Raw genomic sequence first — 16,969 nt, forward strand, 5'->3', positions numbered from 1 at the left:
ATTATCAAATTAAAAATAACATATAAATTCTTAATTAAAGCAACAGAATTATTACTATGTCTACATAAGCAATACGCCCTAACATACCATTGAAATACAGTAATATTAGGGCGATTAAATTTTCAAATCAATTCTATTATATTAAGTTTTATAATTTATAAGTTATCTATTTTCTAAGATAAAATCAAGAAATATTTTTTTACATTTCTTTTAATTTTGCTCTTATTTATTAAAATATGCTTGCATTACCTTAGCTGTAACCGGAGCTGCTACTCTTGATCCTGAACCACCATTTTCAACTATAGTTGCAACGGCTATTTGAGGGTCATTAGCTGGTGCAAAGGCTATTAACCATGCATGAGAATTTCCATCTGGAACCTGGGCTGTACCAGTTTTAGCTGCAACATTCATACCTCTAAAATATCCCCAGTTATCATTTATTCTATCATTTGTTACACCTTGCATATATTCATTTATTATTTGAGCATCCTCTTTAGACATTACAGTACTTTTCTTTTCAGGTTTAAATTCTTTTACTGAATCTCCATCTTTATCAACAATCTTACTAACCATATATGGTTGCATAAGAACCCCGTTATTAGCTACTGTTGATGCAACCATTGCCATTTCAAGTGGACTTGATAAAACATCTCCTTGACCTATAGCATCATAGGCTATAAGGCCTTTATCTACAGTTTTTCTATCAGGGAATTTTCCTGAAAAAGCCTTAAGATTACCTAAAGATAAATCTTGATTAAATCCATATTTTTCAGCAGTTTCTCTTAACTTTTTATTTCCAAGCTCTTCTCCAAGAATTCCTCCAAATACTACGTTACTTGAAACTGAAAGTGCTTTTCTTAAACTTATATCTCCATAAGCAGTTCCATTTTCATTTGGTAAATCCTTTGTTCCAACATTTATTGTACCTGTATCACTAAATGTTCTTTGTGTTATCCCTGGAATATTTTCTAAAGCAGATGTTAAAGTTACAACCTTAAATGTAGATCCTGGAGGATATTGACCATTAATAGCTCTGTCAACTAATATAGCGTCCTTTGGATTTCCATTAGGATTGTTAGCTATTTCATATGTTGCTTTCATATCATTAGGATTAAATCCTGGTTTTGATACACTTGCTAAAACCTCACCTGTTTTAGGATTCATAGCAACTACAGCCCCTCTATTAGCTCCTAAAGCTGCATATGCTGCCTTTTGTAAATCAGTATCTAAAGTTGTTACAACACTATTTCCAATCTTAGTGTCACTCTCATTTCTTTCTTTAAAATCTTTTTTGAAGTTAAATGATTTTAAGAAAGCTTTTAATGATATGTTCTCAGAAGTAGTTAGCTCTTTTGAATATGCTCCCTCTAATCCTGAGTTTCCATATATTCCACTAGCATACCCAATTGGATGTGAATATATTTCTCCATAAGGATATTCTCTCTTTTGAGTTAAATCACCGCTCTTAGTACTTTTAGCGAGAACATTGCCATTCTTATCCTTTATATCTCCTCTTATTACCTCATTCTGAGCTGCCATAACAGCAGTATTACTATCCATCTGAGCTATTTTTGGTACTTTTATTAATTGAAAATACGCGATATACGATATAAGCCCAACTAATAGCAATAGATAAACAACCATAACTTTTCTTATGCTACCTGATAAATCTTTTTTCTTAGCCATCTATCTTAGTCCCTCCTCTGAAATTTTCTGAAGTATTCCTAAGGCAATGAAGATTGTAAGCATAGATGTTCCTCCATAACTAACTAAAGGTAATGTTATACCTGTTAAAGGAATAACTGCAAAGACACCACCTATAATTACTAAAACTTGAGCAACTATAAGTGTACTAAATCCAACAGCATTTAACTGAGAAAATGGATCATCAGTGTTTAATGCTGCTCTTATCCCTCTATAAAACAATAGGAAATATATTAATAATAAACCTATACCAAATACAAGACCTAATTCTTGTGCTATTAAGGTAAATATAAAGTCTGTTTGTATAAATGGTACTAAACTAGGATAACCATTATAAAGTCCTGTTCCAAACATTCCTCCTAAGGACATAGCATAAAAACCTTGAACTATTTGAAAACTTTCATGACTAGCATATTTCCAAACATCTCGCCAAACCATTACTCTGCTTCTAACATGGCCAAATAAGAAATAACTTGCTGTTCCACCTACTGCAAATAATCCTAATCCAGTAGCAACATACTTCCAATTACAAGTAGCTATATAAAGCATAGTCACAGATACAAAGAAAAACATAAGAGCTGAACCTAAGTCTTTTTGTAAAACCATGAATCCTAAAGAATACATAACCACTAAAGCTGGTTGTAAAAGTTGTTTAAATTCATCTTTCAAGCTATTCTTTTTCTCATAGTTCATAAGTGCTGACGCTAAGTAAAGTATTAGGAATATCTTACCTATTTCCGAAGGTTGAAAAGTGAAACCACCTATTCTAACCCAGTTCTTAGAACCATTTATTGTAGTACCTATAATCATAGACATAGCCATGAATATTAAAGTTCCTCCCATATAAACATATTTATATTTTGCAAAACTCTTTAAATCCGGCATAACTATTACAATCCCCATATAAACAGCTATTCCTAAACTGAACCAAACTAATTGTTTCATTGCTGATTTAGGATCTACTCTATAAAGAATTGCTATTCCAACCACAGCTAAAACCGATGCAAAGATAAATATGTACTTATCTCCATCGGGATAGAATTTCCTTATAATGAAATGTGAAAATCCAATAATAACTATTAATATACCTGCTATTATAAAAGCCATCTTATCTATAGGTGTCTGCTTTACAGCTATATTCGTAAATAAGGCTAAGCATAAAAGATAGACTAATAGCAACATCCTTTTCTCATACTTTAAAGTAGTATTCATATTATCACCTCTTCTATCCTATAACCTTAAACACAGTGCTTCCCATTCTTATTTTATCATTTACTTTTAATCTTACTCTTCCCTCTATCTTTGATTCATTTATGAATGTACCATTTGTACTTGCTAAATCTTCTAAATAAAAATCATTGTTTTTAACATAAATTTTAGCATGATATGAGGATACAAACTGATCATTTAGCACTATTGAATTATCTTCTCTTCTACCAATGGATATGGTACTAGTCACTGGTATAACCGAGCCAACACCTAGCGTCCCATTTGATATTGTTTTTAAGACTTCTAATCCATGTGCTTTCTTTCCAGGGGCTTTTTTCTTTTTCCCGCCTTTAACATCTTTATACATTATCTTTAACGCATAATAAATTATGGAATATAGAATTATAATAAATATTATTCCAAAAACCCATGTCATTAGTTTCGAAAACATCACTTCACCTCTACATATTTTATATTTCTTTTATATTTTACTTTATTTAATAACTTGATTATACAATAAAAGATTACAATTTCATAATCAATAATTAGAAACTCTTAATTATTATATCATCTAAAAAAGACAATTTTATGATATTTATCTTTTAATTTTAGTACTTTTTTAACTTTCCTAAATTTCCTTAACAATAAATATAGCTATCAGAACTTCTAGCCATAAATTCTGATAGCTAATTAAATACTCTATTCTTAAATAATATATTTATTTTTTTAAATTATATTCCTATATTAAAGGTATTTTTTTAGATATTTACCTGTATATGATTCTTCAACCTCAGTTATCTTTTCAGGAGTTCCTGTAGCTACAATCATTCCACCTTTATCTCCACCTTCTGGTCCTAAATCAACAATATAATCTGCACATTTAATCATATCTAAATTATGCTCTATTACAATAACTGTATTTCCTCCATCAACTAATCTTTGAAGTATTTTAACAAGTCTGTTTACATCATGTATGTGCAGTCCTGTTGTAGGCTCATCTAAAATATATAATGTTTTTCCTGTACTTCTCTTAGATAGTTCATAAGCTAACTTAATTCTTTGTGCTTCTCCACCTGATAGCTGAGTTGAAGGTTGACCTAGTCTTATATAACCTAATCCAACATCCATTAAGGTTTGAAGTTTATTCTTTATTCTTGGAATATTTTCAAAGAATTCTAAAGCTTCTTCAACAGTCATATTTAGTACATCAGCTATATTCTTTCCTTTATATTTAACTTCTAAAGTCTCTCTATTATATCTCTTTCCTTTACAAACCTCACAAGGAACATAAACATCAGATAAAAATTGCATTTCTATCTTTATTATTCCATCTCCACTACAAGCTTCACATCTTCCACCTTTTACATTGAAAGAAAATCTTCCTGGTTTATATCCTCTCATTTTAGCTTCTTGAGTTTGTGAGAAAAGTTCTCTTATTATATCAAAAGTTCCAGTATATGTTGCTGGGTTACTCCTTGGAGTTCTTCCTATAGGACTTTGATCTATATCAATAATCTTATCAATATTTTCGTATCCTGTTATTTCCTTAAACTTACCTGGTAAATCCTTAGCTCTATTTACTATTTTATTTAATCCTTTATAAAGAATTTCATTAACTAAGGTACTCTTTCCTGATCCTGAAACTCCTGTAACCATAGTTAAAGTTCCTAGTGGGAATTTAGCATTAACGTTTTTAAGGTTATTTTCCTTTGCACCTTTAACTGTTATAAAGTTTCCATTTCCTTTTCTTCTTTCCTCTGGAAGTTCAACTTTCTTAGCTCCAGTTAAATATTGACCAGTTAAAGAATTTTCATTTTCTATGATTTCATCTAATGTTCCTGCAGCAACTATCTGTCCACCATGTTCTCCGGCTCTTGGTCCTATATCAACTATATAGTCTGCTTCTCTCATAGTATCTTCATCATGTTCAACTACTATAAGAGTGTTTCCAACATCTCTAAGTTGTTTTAAAGTAGCTATAAGTCTATCATTATCTCTTTGATGAAGTCCTATTGAAGGTTCATCTAGGATGTATAGAACCCCCATAAGCTGAGAACCTATTTGAGTCGCAAGTCTTATTCTCTGAGCTTCTCCACCAGATAATGTCCCTGCAGTTCTAGCTAAGTCTAAGTAATCTAACCCAACATTTATTAAGAAACTTAATCTAGCTTGAATCTCTTTTATAATTTGGCTACTTATTATCTTGTCTTTCTCTGAAAACTCTACTGAGTTTATAAAGTCTAACTCTTCTCTTATTGCCATGCTTGTAAACTCAAATATATTTTTTCCACCTACTGTAACGGCAAGAGCCTCAGGCTTAAGTCTTGCCCCCTTACACTTAGGACATGGATTATCACTCATATACTTTTCTATTTCAGCTTTCATGGCATCTGATCCAGTTTCCATATATCTTCTTCTTAAATTATTTATCTCCCCTTCAAAGGAATGATTATAAACAGCTTCTACATTTTCTTTTCTGTATGTAACCTTTAGTTTTTCTGAATCTCCATACATTAAGACTTCCCTAACCTTATTAGGTAAATCTTTGTAAGGAGTATCTAAATCAAATTTATACTTTTCCATTAAAGCTTTTAGAACACAAAAAGTCCAAGAATCTTCTTTCATTCTTGAATCTCCCCAAGTAGAAATAGCTCCACCTCTTATGCTTAAATCCTTATTAGGAACAACTAAATCCTCATCAATCTCCATTAAAGTTCCTAATCCATCACATCTCTCACATTTTCCAAAAGGTGAGTTAAATGAGAACATTCTTGGTGCAAGTTCATCTATACTTATACCACAATCAGCACAGGCAAAATGTTCACTATAAAGTCTATCTTCTTCACCAATTACATTAACTAATACTAAGCCTTCAGCCATTTTAAGAGAAGTTTCTATAGAATCTGTTAATCTTCCTTCAATTCCGTCCTTAACAATTATTCTGTCAACAACAGCTTCTATATTATGTTTTATATTCTTCTCAAGTTTTACTTCATCCTCTGTTAAGTCATAAATTTCTCCGTCTATTCTAGCTCTAACAAAACCTTGTTTCTTTATATTCTCAAGAACCTTTTCATGAGTTCCTTTTCTTCCTCTTATTATTGGAGCTAAAATCATTGTCTTACTTCTCTCTGGTAACTCCATAATTTGATCCACTATTTGATCCACAGATTGTTGAGTTATTTCTTTTCCGCACTTAGGACAATGAGGAACTCCAACCCTAGCATATAATAATCTTAAGTAATCATATATTTCTGTTACTGTACCTACTGTAGATCTTGGATTCCTAGAAGTTGTCTTCTGATCAATTGATATTGCAGGTGAAAGTCCTTCTATTGATTCAACATCTGGCTTATCCATTTGTCCTAAGAATTGTCTTGCATAAGCTGATAAAGACTCTACGTATCTTCTTTGTCCCTCTGCATAGATTGTATCGAAAGCTAAAGAACTTTTACCTGAACCTGAAAGCCCAGTAAAAACAATAAGCTTATCTCTAGGAATTTCTAAATTTACATTTTTTAAATTATGTACTTTTGCTCCTTTTACTATTATCTTATCCTTCATAAAAATCTCCTTAATAAATATATAAACTTTAGTAAGTTTCTAATCTCACTAATAACCCCTGTTTTTTAGTTAATATCATTCCATATATAATTTGTTGTATATTAAATTTATTTAAGTCATTTCATTATATTATTACCAGATTGGTCTCTTCTAAAACCAAACATAAGTTCGCATATTAATATTTTAATTCTCTCTCTTTTAGATGTCAAACTCTTTTTAATAATAATTATTATCTTTTTAATATTTTCTAAATTTTCAGATAATTCAGAATAATACTAGATTTTTTTCATATTATTATACTAATCAAATATTTAAAAAGCCATCTCATTTAGGCATTAGTAGATACTTTCAATTTTATTTTAATAAAGTACTTCTCCAAAATAAAACCTATTAATGCCTAAATCAATATAAAACTTGATTTATATAAATTTATGGGAGGACTATTATGAAAGGATTCGGTAAATGTATGGTTAAAGTTCTTACAATAGATGATAACTTGGTAAATTGTAATATTATAAAATCTAATATACCTTTTAACATAAATGAAAAATTAATTGAACTTTATATAGATTGGGATTATAAAAAAGAACCTCTTTATGATTACATGAATACTCAGTGTGATACTTATCCTTTTATTACTCCTTATGTTGAAAACTACTTTAAAGATATAATTGAACTACTCAAAAACAATGAAATTAAAACACCTAAAAATATTTGCTGTGATTTATTAGAGGATTATTCTTCTTCAATAAGTTGTAAAAATATCAATGATATAAATAATTGGCATAATCCATTTTACTCATATAACTTCACTGAAGAAGATAATTTATTTTTTGAACTAAGTAGTATTTAAAACATAAAGAGTGATCAGTAAACATATATACTGATCACTCTTTTATATAGAATTTAAAGTATTAAGGCAATTTTACAGTGAATTTAGAAAACATTTTAATTATGTTTATTAAACAAATTTATTTTATCATGTATACTATATGTATAGTTATGACATATGTCTTATAACATTTGTTTTCATGGGAGGTAAGCCATTGATAGTAGTAAAAAATGAAGATAAATTGCTTGAATTAATAAATAAATACGAACTTAACTCCATATTTTCACAGGAAGTTATGCCTTTTTTAGAACTGCATATGTTTAAAAAAAATGAGCATATATGCTTTATGGATGAAGAACTTAAGTACTTTTACTTTTTTGTTGATGGTAAGGCCAAGGTCTATAAAACCCTACCCAATGGAAAATCTTTACTTCTGAAATTCTATGAGCCTATACAGCTAATAGGTGATTTAGAAGTAATATCAAAAATCAAAGCAAATTGTAGTGTTAAATCATTGAAATCAAGTCTTTGCATAGGTATTCCTATAAACAAAGTAAATTCATTATCTCTTAAAGATCCTAACTTTCTTATGTACATAACTAAAAGTCTTTCTAACAAACTTGCTAGTCAATCATTAACAAGTTCAATAACTATTGTTTATCCATTAGAAAACAAACTTGCTAATTATCTCCTAAGTGTAAACCATCGAAATATTGTCTTGGTAGATAATTATTCAAATTTAGCTGATTTATTAGGCACAAGCTACCGTCATTTAAGCCGTGTTTTAAATAAACTAGTTGAAAAGGAGATTATTTTAAAAGATAAAAATGAAATAAAAATAATTAATAAAAAAGAATTAAAGAATATTTCTGGAGATTTATATTAATAATAACTATCCTATTTTGAATTGCTATTACTTCCCCAAATATTTTTTGTTTTATATTTTTAAAATAAAGAAATCAACTATATTCTAAAAAGCACTAATTGTAAAATAAAAAAACCTATTATATTTAGATACTAATTAATTTATCTAAATATATAGGTTTTTTCTATATTGTTTTATTAATCTTCTTAATTTTAGTTTTTAATCTATATTTATTAAGTACAGAGCTTGCTATAAATAATATTATTGATACTATTAAAGTATTTAAAAATCCAGGTATATTAAATCCAAATGAAAATACATCAGTCATGTAAACTATAAAGGCGTTAACCATAAAAAGAAATATTCCAAAAGTAATTGCTGTAATTGGCAAAGATATAATCTGAAGAACTGGCCTTAAAGTAAAACTTAGTATAGTAAAAATTCCTGAAAATAAAACTATATTTAAGAAACTTTTAGCTTCCCCAAGATTAAAAAATTTAATTAATATCCATACAACAATAAGATTTATAAAAAAATTACTAATTATTCTCTTCATTTTTCCTCCTATATTAGTTTTATCATTATATTTATATTTTCTTTTCCTAAATTTAAATCAAGAATTTCACTTTCGCCACATTCTCTAAATTCCTTTAAGGCTTCTAAAGCTGTGTACATGTATTTAATATAATTCTCCATCTTTCTTAATCTAAACATCCATCTTAGGAAACCTAATAAATCTATGGTATCATTTAATATAAGATTAACTAAAGGGATAGGAATGCTGATTCTTAACCAATTAATTTTGGGTAATGTTATTTTTATATAAACAAAGTTTTTCTTAGTCAACATAAATTTTTACTATAACTTTTCCTTCATCTTTATTATTTATATCTACATCACAGATAGTCGGATCATCCAATTCACCATTTTCAATTTCTTCTATTATTTTTTTGAAATCAATATCTTTTATATTAACTCCACCCTTTTCAATATTATTCATAGCATCTTCAGGTATAAACTTAGTAAATTCACTTGCAACCTTTATTAAGCTTAAAGGGATACTTAAATTAACTTTTACTTGCTCATTTTCAACCTCTACTCTAACTTTTAATGTCTTATATATCTTTTTCTTTATAGCAACCTCTTCTTTACTTTCTCCTAAAGCATCAAGTAATTTCATTCCTTCTTCTGGACTTATTTTACCTTCACTTATCATCTCTAATATTTTTTTCTTTTCATCCATAAAAATTCTCCCCTTTTATTTTAATTTTTCTAATTCCTTTAAAGCTTCACTAGATGTTATTTCTCCCTTATCTAGCTTCCCAAGTATAATTTCTCTATTTCTCTTCTTATCTTTTTTTTCATCTTCTAACTCTTTATCTTCAAATCCTAATGCTGTTATAAGTTGATTTAATCTACTTTTCACAGTTGGATAGGATATATCTAGTTCTTTTTCTATTTCTTTTATACTTCCTTTACACTTAACAAATATCTTTAAAAAATATTGTTCTTCTGAAGTTAAATTACAAAAATCACAGCCTTTAAATTCACCTTCAATTTTAGTTCTGCATTTTTCACATTCTAATTTAACTATTTTTAATTCACTATTACATACAGGACATTTGCTTGGTCTTACGTATCTCAAGAAAGCACCTCCTTTTGTATACATTATACTCCCATAAATTAATAAAAATCAATATATAAATTAATTTTATTAATTTATATATTGATTTATTTAATAACTATATTAATTATTTTAATTTTCGACTTAATATTATTTAAGTGAGTTTTAATTTCTATTACAGTAATATTTCATAGCCTCACTTAAAAAATTAGCAAATCCCTCTCCATATTTATCTATGTTTTTTGTGAATCTTTCATCATAGATATACATATCTGCAAGGCCACTAAATATCTCAATACTACAATTATAGAAATTCTTAGTTATAAGCATTCTCCAGTTATGAACTAATTCTTGAACTTTTTCATCAGAAACATCTCTATCTTTTAATTCAGCTAATTCTCTATACACTCCATCTATTTCTTCCATTATATTATTCCAGTCTTCTTTTGAATATTTGCTTGTTTTTTTCTTTGACTCATTATAAGCATCACTTTCTCCATACTTTTTTTCTACTTCATCCTCATAAAGTTTATTGTGCTTTTCTATATCAAAACCTTCAAACATTCCCTTTTTCTCCATAATAATTTCTCCCTCCATATTCTTAATTGTATTTTCTATAGTATCAACAATCTTGTTTAGCTTATCTCGCTTGTCTATTATTAACTGTTTTTGTAACTTCAGAAGCTTCCTCAAATCTAGATTATTATTATTTAAAATATCTTTTATTTCTTTTAAAGAAAAATCTAACTCCCTATATATAAGAATTTGTTGAATTAATTCTAGATCTTTATCATCATACAATCTATATCCTGCGTTACTTATAGCTGTAGGTCTTAAAAGCCCTATCTTATCATAATGATGCAACATTCTAATAGATACTCCTGTTATCTCTGAGACTTCCTTAACCTTATACATATAACCACCTCCTAGACCTTATATTACTCCCTAACACGATGTTAGAGTCAAGTATAAAAAAGATTAATATTCCCACGAAATATATCCCAAAAGAAAAAGGCTACATTCACCTTAACATGACTGTAACCTCTTAATTCAACTAATATACTTTCTAACGCTCCTATAATTTTACTATTTTTATAAATCTTCTAAAAATGAAATGTTAGAAATTAAAGTATTGTTATCCACTTATCTCTATATCTTTAGTTAAATTAACTACCCAAACTTTTGATAAAACTCTAGGTAATCCAAATATGCATTTAACTATCTCTTCTGAATAAGTAAATAATACTAACATATATATTGGAAAGCCATTCACTGCTCCAAAGAATGTTAACGGTATTGATACAAGCCACATACATCCAAACTCTAATGCAAAGGCATACTTTGTATCTCCTCCACTTCTTAATATTCCTACAATAACCAGTATATTAAAGGCCTTTAATCCCATTAGAAGTCCCATTATTACAAAGATTTTGCTTAAATCACTCGCCATAGTTGAAGATGTACTATAAACTTTAAGTAATACTGGAATACTTAATATCAACATTCCGCCTAAAATACTTCCAACAATAAAAACTATTTTTGAGAATTTCTTAGCATAATCTACAGCTCTCTCAGTATTATCTGCTCCAAGCTCGTTTCCAAGCATAATGGCTGCTCCAGTAGCTATACACATAGCTAACATTATAAATAGATTAGCTGTACTAGTTGCAATCTGACTTGCTGCTATTGCAGATGTTCCAACCATTGCATAAGCTACAGAATATGAAACTGACCCAATGGCCCAAGCAAAATCATTTATAAATATAGGCATCCCCTTAGACATATATACTTTAAAGAAGTCTTTATTTATTCCTTTAATATCATTGATATCAAACTTGATTATATAATCTTTATCTTTTAATATAACATATCCAACTAATAATAGGCATTCTATTATTCTAGCAAATACAGTAGATATAGCTGCTCCCCTAACACCTAACTCTGGAAATATACCTATTCCAAATATTAAGCAATAGTTAAATATAATATTTATGATAAGCGAAGCTCCACTACAAAACATACCTAACTTAGGGTTTCTTACAGCCCTTGCTCCTGCACTTATTACCATACTTAAAGCTGTTAAAGGATATGAAAGAGCTATAACCACTAAATAACTTTTACAAAGTTCAACCACTTTAGGGTCAGTAGAAAAAATTCCTATTATAAGATCTGGAAAGAAAAGTGCTAAAACAAAGAATACTAAACTAAATCCTACACATAAAATAGTACTTAATCCCATAACTTTTTTTATGCTTTTTCTATCATTACTTCCATAAAATTGAGATATAAATAATCCAGTAGCTCCTGTTAATCCTATTAATCCCATATTAAATAAAAAGAATACCTGATTAGCTACCCCAACAGCTGCTATTGATTCCTCTCCTAAACTACTTATCATAACTGTATCAACTACATTTACAGAAGTTGATATAAAGTTTTGAACTATTATTGGAATACATAAAACTAATAATACCTTATAAAATTCCTTATCTTTACCTACTAACTTCTTTTTTAGAAATAAAGTTACTCCTAATATAATTAAAGCTGTAACAAAAAAATAGACGCCAAAATAAATTGGTGAAAGTCCAAACAAAAAATCTCCCCCTAATTCGTATATTTTATTTAAATAGCACAAGCTATTTTCCCTTAAAAATAAATTATCTGCTGACCAAAAAATCATCAGATAAAGACACTATATCATAATAACATCATTTCTAATAAGACATAAGTCTTATTAGAAATATAAAAATCATTCAGTATAAATAGGTAAAATGCTACAGGCAAATCCTCCTCCAGCTTTCAATATTTCTGAATACTCTAAGTAAAATACTTTAAATCCATTGTATTTTAGCATGTTAAATACAGTTTTATTTGAAGTTACTATCTTCTTGTCTCCTAATGATATAATATTAGTTCCAAGTTCTTCAGTAGTTTTTTCATCAATATAATAACAATTTTTCATTATTTTTTCTATTTCTTCTTTATCATACACGTAATTGCTAATTATACAATCATCCTTATCTAGAATATTAAAAACACAATCTAAATGAAGCATTTTTTCCTTATTAAAATTTATAGGTATAACTTTATATCTCATATTCTGTTCATTTATATAATTTTGAAGTTCATAAACGGCTTCAATATTAGTTCTTTTACTTAACCCAACGAAAATATAACAATCATGAATTATTACATCTCCACCCTCTATATTATTTTTCATATTATATATTTTAGAATGATGATCTTTTATATACTTTTCTAAGGCTTTAGTTTCTTCAATTCTATCTTGAGTACTCATTTTTGCAATAAACATCCTATCTTCTATAACAAAACCTATATCTCTCGTAAAAACTTGATTGGCCCCATATATAGGATCTAAAAATTGAATTATTACTCCCTCACTACTCATTAAATTTATAAACTTATTATATTGTTCATACATAAGAGAATAATTTATTTGAACATTACCACTAACCTTAAAATTACAAGGGTAACACATTATTAATGATCTAAGTTTTTCATATCTATTTTTATGACTAATTTTCATACTAATACCTCAACAAATTTAATTTTAATTTAAATATAGTATTCTTATAATCTCTTTAGTTAATACTTTTTTCATTTAATATTATTCTTCTTAAAAACTTAAACATAGTTAAAATTTCTAATACCAATTTAATTAATCACTTAAAATAAAAAAGGCATGACACAAAGTTAATTGTGGCACGCCTTTTATTCTATAATTAATTATTTATTTTTAATTTTCTTTACACTAGAAAATCCTACAAAGCTTAAAACTATCATAGGTATTACAAAGAATATATATGGTAAGAATAGTACTCCCCCAACAGAATAAAGAATTCCCGCCGTAAGGGCAAATCCTGCTTTATTCATCAAAGCTCCTACTAAGTTAAAAATTGCTGCTAAGACCACACAAATCATATGTGGAGTAACCATGGCAGTAGCTATAGCACCACCAACGGCCTCAGCACCTTGTCCATTTGTTAAAACGCTACCAAAGTAACTTAATAAATATATTGAATATATTATACCTAAAATTGCTGATATTATAAGACATTTACTTTTTTTCAAAATTATCATCCTTCCTTAAAATAATTGTATTTAAAAAACCTCATTTTAAAACTATCTCAATACTTTTTTATTTTTAATAAATCAAATTCCTGTTAATTCTTATTGAATATAACTTGATTTAACCCACTTATACTAATAACTTCACCTTTTTCTAACTTTAAAGTAACATTAGGTACTCCCATATTGCCTGATGCATCTAAAATTTCATTTACCGTTGGAAATCCATTTTTATATACTACAAAATTTCCTTGTCCATTATTAACTTCTGCCACATATTTTCCTGGCTCTATATCTAATCCAACAATCCAGCTACCTGCACTTAATTCATTTGAAACCTTAGTTTCTGCTGGAGTAAAATGAACATTTTTTATTCCACTTATTTCAATTTTTTCTCCATCCTTAAAATCTGCTGTAACTTTTAAAACTCCTAAATCATCATTTCCTAATATTTCATTTATTATTGGAAGACCGTTTTTATCTGTAACAATAAAATTACCTGATGAATCACTTGTACAAACATATCTACCTGACTGTATATCTTCTCCAACTATAAACTTTCCTGTTGATAAAGTTGTCTCCTTAGCTGATGAATTATCTCTTGTTTCACCTTCTTTTACTGGTTCTTCTTTTTTTATATTCTTATCTTCTGAAGGCTTTGCTGAACTTGTTTCATTCTTAACAACTTCACTATTACTAGTTGCCTTTTTTCCAGCTTCTCCAGCGCTACCTGCAACCCCTAATACAACAACTATAGCAATGGCCCAAACCCACCATTTTTTATAAAACTTTTTACTAACCAATTTAATTCCTCCTTTAAACACTGATTAAAAACATAAAGTTTATAATCCTTCTTTCTTGTTGTTATGCTTTTATTTTAAAACTTATAAAAATAAAAAGTGTACGCCTACCAGCATACACTTTTAAATTTATTTTTTTATATAATTTTCTCAAGGAATCATTGATTGTTATAGTTTTATAAGTTTGTTTTCTGTGTTGTTATGAGTTAAAATGTTTTATGTTCATTTTTAATTCCTTTTTACTATAATATAATGATTCCTTTTTTATTTTATAGGTGTTGTAGTGCCTATTAAGCCACCAAAGGCAATCATTATTAAAAGGGAATAAAGTAAATATCCACAGATTTTATTTGATAAGCCCTCTCTTTTTAATAAAGGTAACTTATTAGCTATTCCTAAGAAGTTAGAAAAAAGAGCTATATATAAAAGTAATATAATTCCTACAGCCAAATCACCTATTATAAGCTTATTATCTCCGCTGCTTAAATTCATAGTCATACCAAAAGCAATAAAGGCATAACCCAATATTGCTAAAGTCATTTTCCATCCCTTATCAGTTCTAAAACCCGGAATATTTTTTCTAAACCAACTTCTCTTATCTTCTATATGAATAGTTTCTAAACTTGAATCTCTATCGTCTTTATCCAAATTTAAAAATCCAGTTTTATTAAAGCTAGAATCTTTTTCAGCTTTATCTTTATTATTTAAAAGTAAATCAACTGTTGTTTTAAACTCTTTTTTAGAAAGATCAAGTGATTTCTTAGATATTTTATTTTGTATTTCACCATTTTCTTTTTCCAGTTCCTCTACTTTGATACTTTGTTTCTCTAGATTTCTTACTCTTTCAATCTCATCTTCTAAAACTCTCTTAAGCTCACCAACACTTTGATATCTATCCTCTGCTATAAGCATAGTACACTTAGCTACAATCTTTTTTAGTTCTCCTTGAACAGCCTCTTCTATAGGGTGTTTTCCAATAATCATTACATTTAAAAGTACTCCCATGGCATAAATATCAGTTCTTCCATCAGTCTGATCAAAACCCAGTTGCTCTGGTGATGCATATCCCACTGTTCCTAGAATAACTGTATCTTTTCTCTTATCTTCCTTATATATTCTAGATACATCATAGTCTATTAATTTCAATATTCCATCATTATTTATGATTACATTAGAAGGCTTTATGTCTCTATGAATTATTGCAGGTTTAAGACTATGTAGTAGTTCCAATACATCACATAGGTTTATCATAAACCCTAAAGCTGTTTCTTCATCAAGTACTTTTCCACTCTTTAATATGTCTTCTATAGTAGAACCATTTATAAACTCTTCAACAATAGTCAATCTTCCATCTTCTTCGAAAATTTCATATATCTTAGGTAAATTTACGCTCTTTAACTCTTTAAGCTTTTCATAAACCTCTCTATTATAAACCTTAAGAATTTTTTTTACATAAATCTTGTTATCTAAACTACTTTTAGCTAACAAAATTTCACTTTTTTTATTTGAACACAAAGTTGTTAATTCAACATAATTTGAAGGTATATTTTCAATATTACAATCATCCATCCTTACATCCCCCGCTATAATTACTACCTCAATTTTGAATTATATCACATACTTTATTCCCTATAAAATACTATTAACTCAACATTAACCAATATATAATTTTTTGATATAATTAATTTGAAGATTAATCACAAGGAGTTACAAATATGTTTGAACAAGAAACATCTAGTCTCTTAAATTTATTAGACAATATCGGTGATGATAGAGAATTGGATTCTGTTGTTAATAATGAACTTAAAAAGTTTGAGGATTTAAACTTAGCAAATTACTTTAAAAAAATTTGTGAAGAAAAAGGACTTACAAAAGGCAAATTAATAAAAGCTGCCGATTTAGATAGAAACTACGGCTATCAAATATTAGATGGCTCAAAAAAGCCAACTAAAGATAAAATACTTCGTCTTTGTTTTGGTGCCAAACTTAACTTCAAAGAAACACAAAGAGCTTTAAAAATTGGTAATTCAGGTGAGCTTTATGCTAAAAATCCTAGAGATTTCATAATTATTTATGCAATAAAAAATAATTTATCCTTATATCAAGTAAATGAAAAGCTATATGAAAACAACTTCGAAATACTTTAAAAAAGGACTACATCAAAAGTAACTTAAAATAAAACTTATAAATATATTTAGAAAATTAATAGATATTCTCTTCATACTATTTATAAGTTTTATTATTTGAAATTTTGATATAGTCCCTTTTATATTTTTTTATAT

At 28.1% G+C, this 16,969-nt stretch carries 17 protein-coding genes; 3 read left to right on the top strand and 14 right to left on the bottom strand.

Going from position 1 to position 16,969, the window contains the following annotated elements; translation table 11 throughout:
* Positions 1-222: 222 nt before the first annotated feature.
* The 4 genes from OIF33_RS12605 to uvrA all read right to left on the bottom strand — a co-directional run bounded on the left by OIF33_RS12605 (position 223) and on the right by uvrA (position 6,477).
* Positions 223-1,686, bottom strand: a complete 1,464-nt coding sequence (locus tag OIF33_RS12605; RefSeq protein ID WP_322504612.1) for a peptidoglycan D,D-transpeptidase FtsI family protein — start codon at positions 1,684-1,686, stop codon at positions 223-225.
* Positions 1,687-2,916, bottom strand: a complete 1,230-nt coding sequence (locus OIF33_RS12610; protein WP_322504613.1) for an FtsW/RodA/SpoVE family cell cycle protein — start codon at positions 2,914-2,916, stop codon at positions 1,687-1,689.
* 13 nt (positions 2,917-2,929) lie between these two features.
* The gene (locus OIF33_RS12615) at positions 2,930-3,364 is read right to left on the bottom strand and encodes an FHA domain-containing protein (protein ID WP_322504614.1); all 435 of its coding nucleotides are present in this window, start codon (positions 3,362-3,364) and stop codon (positions 2,930-2,932) included.
* A 293-nt stretch (positions 3,365-3,657) separates the two neighbouring features.
* Entirely contained in the window at positions 3,658-6,477 is a 2,820-nt protein-coding gene (gene uvrA, locus OIF33_RS12620) for an excinuclease ABC subunit UvrA (protein WP_322504615.1), read from the bottom strand.
* Between the two features lie 445 nt (positions 6,478-6,922).
* Between uvrA and OIF33_RS12625 the strand changes: the two genes are divergently transcribed.
* Both OIF33_RS12625 and OIF33_RS12630 read left to right on the top strand, forming a co-directional pair.
* Entirely contained in the window at positions 6,923-7,330 is a 408-nt protein-coding gene (locus OIF33_RS12625; RefSeq protein WP_322504616.1) for a hypothetical protein, read from the top strand.
* A 193-nt stretch (positions 7,331-7,523) separates the two neighbouring features.
* Positions 7,524-8,195, top strand: a complete 672-nt coding sequence (locus OIF33_RS12630; protein WP_322504617.1) for a cyclic nucleotide-binding domain-containing protein — start codon at positions 7,524-7,526, stop codon at positions 8,193-8,195.
* A 163-nt stretch (positions 8,196-8,358) separates the two neighbouring features.
* On the opposite strand, the gene OIF33_RS12635 is transcribed toward OIF33_RS12630, so the two are convergent.
* The 10 genes from OIF33_RS12635 to OIF33_RS12680 all read right to left on the bottom strand — a co-directional run bounded on the left by OIF33_RS12635 (position 8,359) and on the right by OIF33_RS12680 (position 16,256).
* Entirely contained in the window at positions 8,359-8,730 is a 372-nt protein-coding gene (locus tag OIF33_RS12635) for a phage holin family protein (protein ID WP_322504618.1), read from the bottom strand.
* Positions 8,731-8,738: 8 nt separating this feature from the next.
* Entirely contained in the window at positions 8,739-8,888 is a 150-nt protein-coding gene (locus OIF33_RS12640) for a hypothetical protein (RefSeq protein ID WP_322504619.1), read from the bottom strand.
* A 124-nt stretch (positions 8,889-9,012) separates the two neighbouring features.
* Complete coding sequence (locus tag OIF33_RS12645) at positions 9,013-9,417, bottom strand: SHOCT-like domain-containing protein (protein ID WP_322504620.1); 405 nt, start codon at positions 9,415-9,417, stop codon at positions 9,013-9,015.
* Positions 9,418-9,432: 15 nt separating this feature from the next.
* Positions 9,433-9,819 (bottom strand): DUF2089 domain-containing protein, encoded by a 387-nt coding sequence (locus tag OIF33_RS12650; protein ID WP_322504621.1) that lies wholly within the window; start codon positions 9,817-9,819, stop codon positions 9,433-9,435.
* A 144-nt stretch (positions 9,820-9,963) separates the two neighbouring features.
* Complete coding sequence (locus OIF33_RS12655) at positions 9,964-10,713, bottom strand: MerR family transcriptional regulator (protein WP_322504622.1); 750 nt, start codon at positions 10,711-10,713, stop codon at positions 9,964-9,966.
* A 220-nt stretch (positions 10,714-10,933) separates the two neighbouring features.
* A complete protein-coding gene (locus OIF33_RS12660) occupies positions 10,934-12,391 on the bottom strand; it encodes an MATE family efflux transporter (RefSeq protein ID WP_322504623.1) in 1,458 nt (485 codons plus the stop codon).
* A 156-nt stretch (positions 12,392-12,547) separates the two neighbouring features.
* A complete protein-coding gene (locus OIF33_RS12665; protein ID WP_322504624.1) occupies positions 12,548-13,345 on the bottom strand; it encodes a dimethylarginine dimethylaminohydrolase family protein in 798 nt (265 codons plus the stop codon).
* 200 nt (positions 13,346-13,545) lie between these two features.
* A complete protein-coding gene (locus OIF33_RS12670; RefSeq protein ID WP_322504625.1) occupies positions 13,546-13,899 on the bottom strand; it encodes a hypothetical protein in 354 nt (117 codons plus the stop codon).
* A gap of 83 nt (positions 13,900-13,982) precedes the next feature.
* On the bottom strand, positions 13,983-14,690 hold the full coding sequence (locus OIF33_RS12675) for a hypothetical protein (RefSeq protein WP_322504626.1): 708 nt from the start codon (positions 14,688-14,690) through the stop codon (positions 13,983-13,985).
* A 261-nt stretch (positions 14,691-14,951) separates the two neighbouring features.
* Positions 14,952-16,256: a serine/threonine-protein kinase gene (locus tag OIF33_RS12680; RefSeq protein WP_322504627.1), complete on the bottom strand. Its 1,305-nt coding sequence runs from the start codon at positions 16,254-16,256 to the stop codon at positions 14,952-14,954.
* 146 nt (positions 16,257-16,402) lie between these two features.
* Between OIF33_RS12680 and OIF33_RS12685 the strand changes: the two genes are divergently transcribed.
* Positions 16,403-16,834 carry a hypothetical protein gene (locus OIF33_RS12685; RefSeq protein WP_322504628.1) on the top strand — a complete coding sequence of 144 codons (432 nt, stop codon included), beginning with the start codon at positions 16,403-16,405 and terminating at the stop codon, positions 16,832-16,834.
* Positions 16,835-16,969: the final 135 nt, after the last annotated feature.

The sequence above is a fragment of the Clostridium sp. LIBA-8841 genome (genome assembly GCF_034439435.1).
Classification (GTDB): domain Bacteria; phylum Bacillota; class Clostridia; order Clostridiales; family Clostridiaceae; genus Sarcina.

Excerpts from the sequence above, each read along its gene's own strand:
- OIF33_RS12605 (WP_322504612.1), bottom strand. The coding sequence starts at position 1,686 with ATGGCTAAGAAAAAAGATTTATCAGGTAGCATAAGAAAAGTTATGGTT.
- OIF33_RS12610 (WP_322504613.1), bottom strand. The coding sequence starts at position 2,916 with ATGAATACTACTTTAAAGTATGAGAAAAGGATGTTGCTATTAGTCTAT.
- OIF33_RS12615 (WP_322504614.1), bottom strand. The coding sequence starts at position 3,364 with ATGTTTTCGAAACTAATGACATGGGTTTTTGGAATAATATTTATTATA.
- uvrA (WP_322504615.1), bottom strand. The coding sequence starts at position 6,477 with ATGAAGGATAAGATAATAGTAAAAGGAGCAAAAGTACATAATTTAAAA.
- OIF33_RS12625 (WP_322504616.1), top strand. The coding sequence starts at position 6,923 with ATGAAAGGATTCGGTAAATGTATGGTTAAAGTTCTTACAATAGATGAT.
- OIF33_RS12635 (WP_322504618.1), bottom strand. The coding sequence starts at position 8,730 with ATGAAGAGAATAATTAGTAATTTTTTTATAAATCTTATTGTTGTATGG.
- OIF33_RS12640 (WP_322504619.1), bottom strand. The coding sequence starts at position 8,888 with ATGTTTAGATTAAGAAAGATGGAGAATTATATTAAATACATGTACACA.
- OIF33_RS12645 (WP_322504620.1), bottom strand. The coding sequence starts at position 9,417 with ATGGATGAAAAGAAAAAAATATTAGAGATGATAAGTGAAGGTAAAATA.
- OIF33_RS12655 (WP_322504622.1), bottom strand. The coding sequence starts at position 10,713 with ATGTATAAGGTTAAGGAAGTCTCAGAGATAACAGGAGTATCTATTAGA.
- OIF33_RS12665 (WP_322504624.1), bottom strand. The coding sequence starts at position 13,345 with ATGAAAATTAGTCATAAAAATAGATATGAAAAACTTAGATCATTAATA.
- OIF33_RS12670 (WP_322504625.1), bottom strand. The coding sequence starts at position 13,899 with ATGATAATTTTGAAAAAAAGTAAATGTCTTATAATATCAGCAATTTTA.
- OIF33_RS12680 (WP_322504627.1), bottom strand. The coding sequence starts at position 16,256 with ATGGATGATTGTAATATTGAAAATATACCTTCAAATTATGTTGAATTA.
- OIF33_RS12685 (WP_322504628.1), top strand. The coding sequence starts at position 16,403 with ATGTTTGAACAAGAAACATCTAGTCTCTTAAATTTATTAGACAATATC.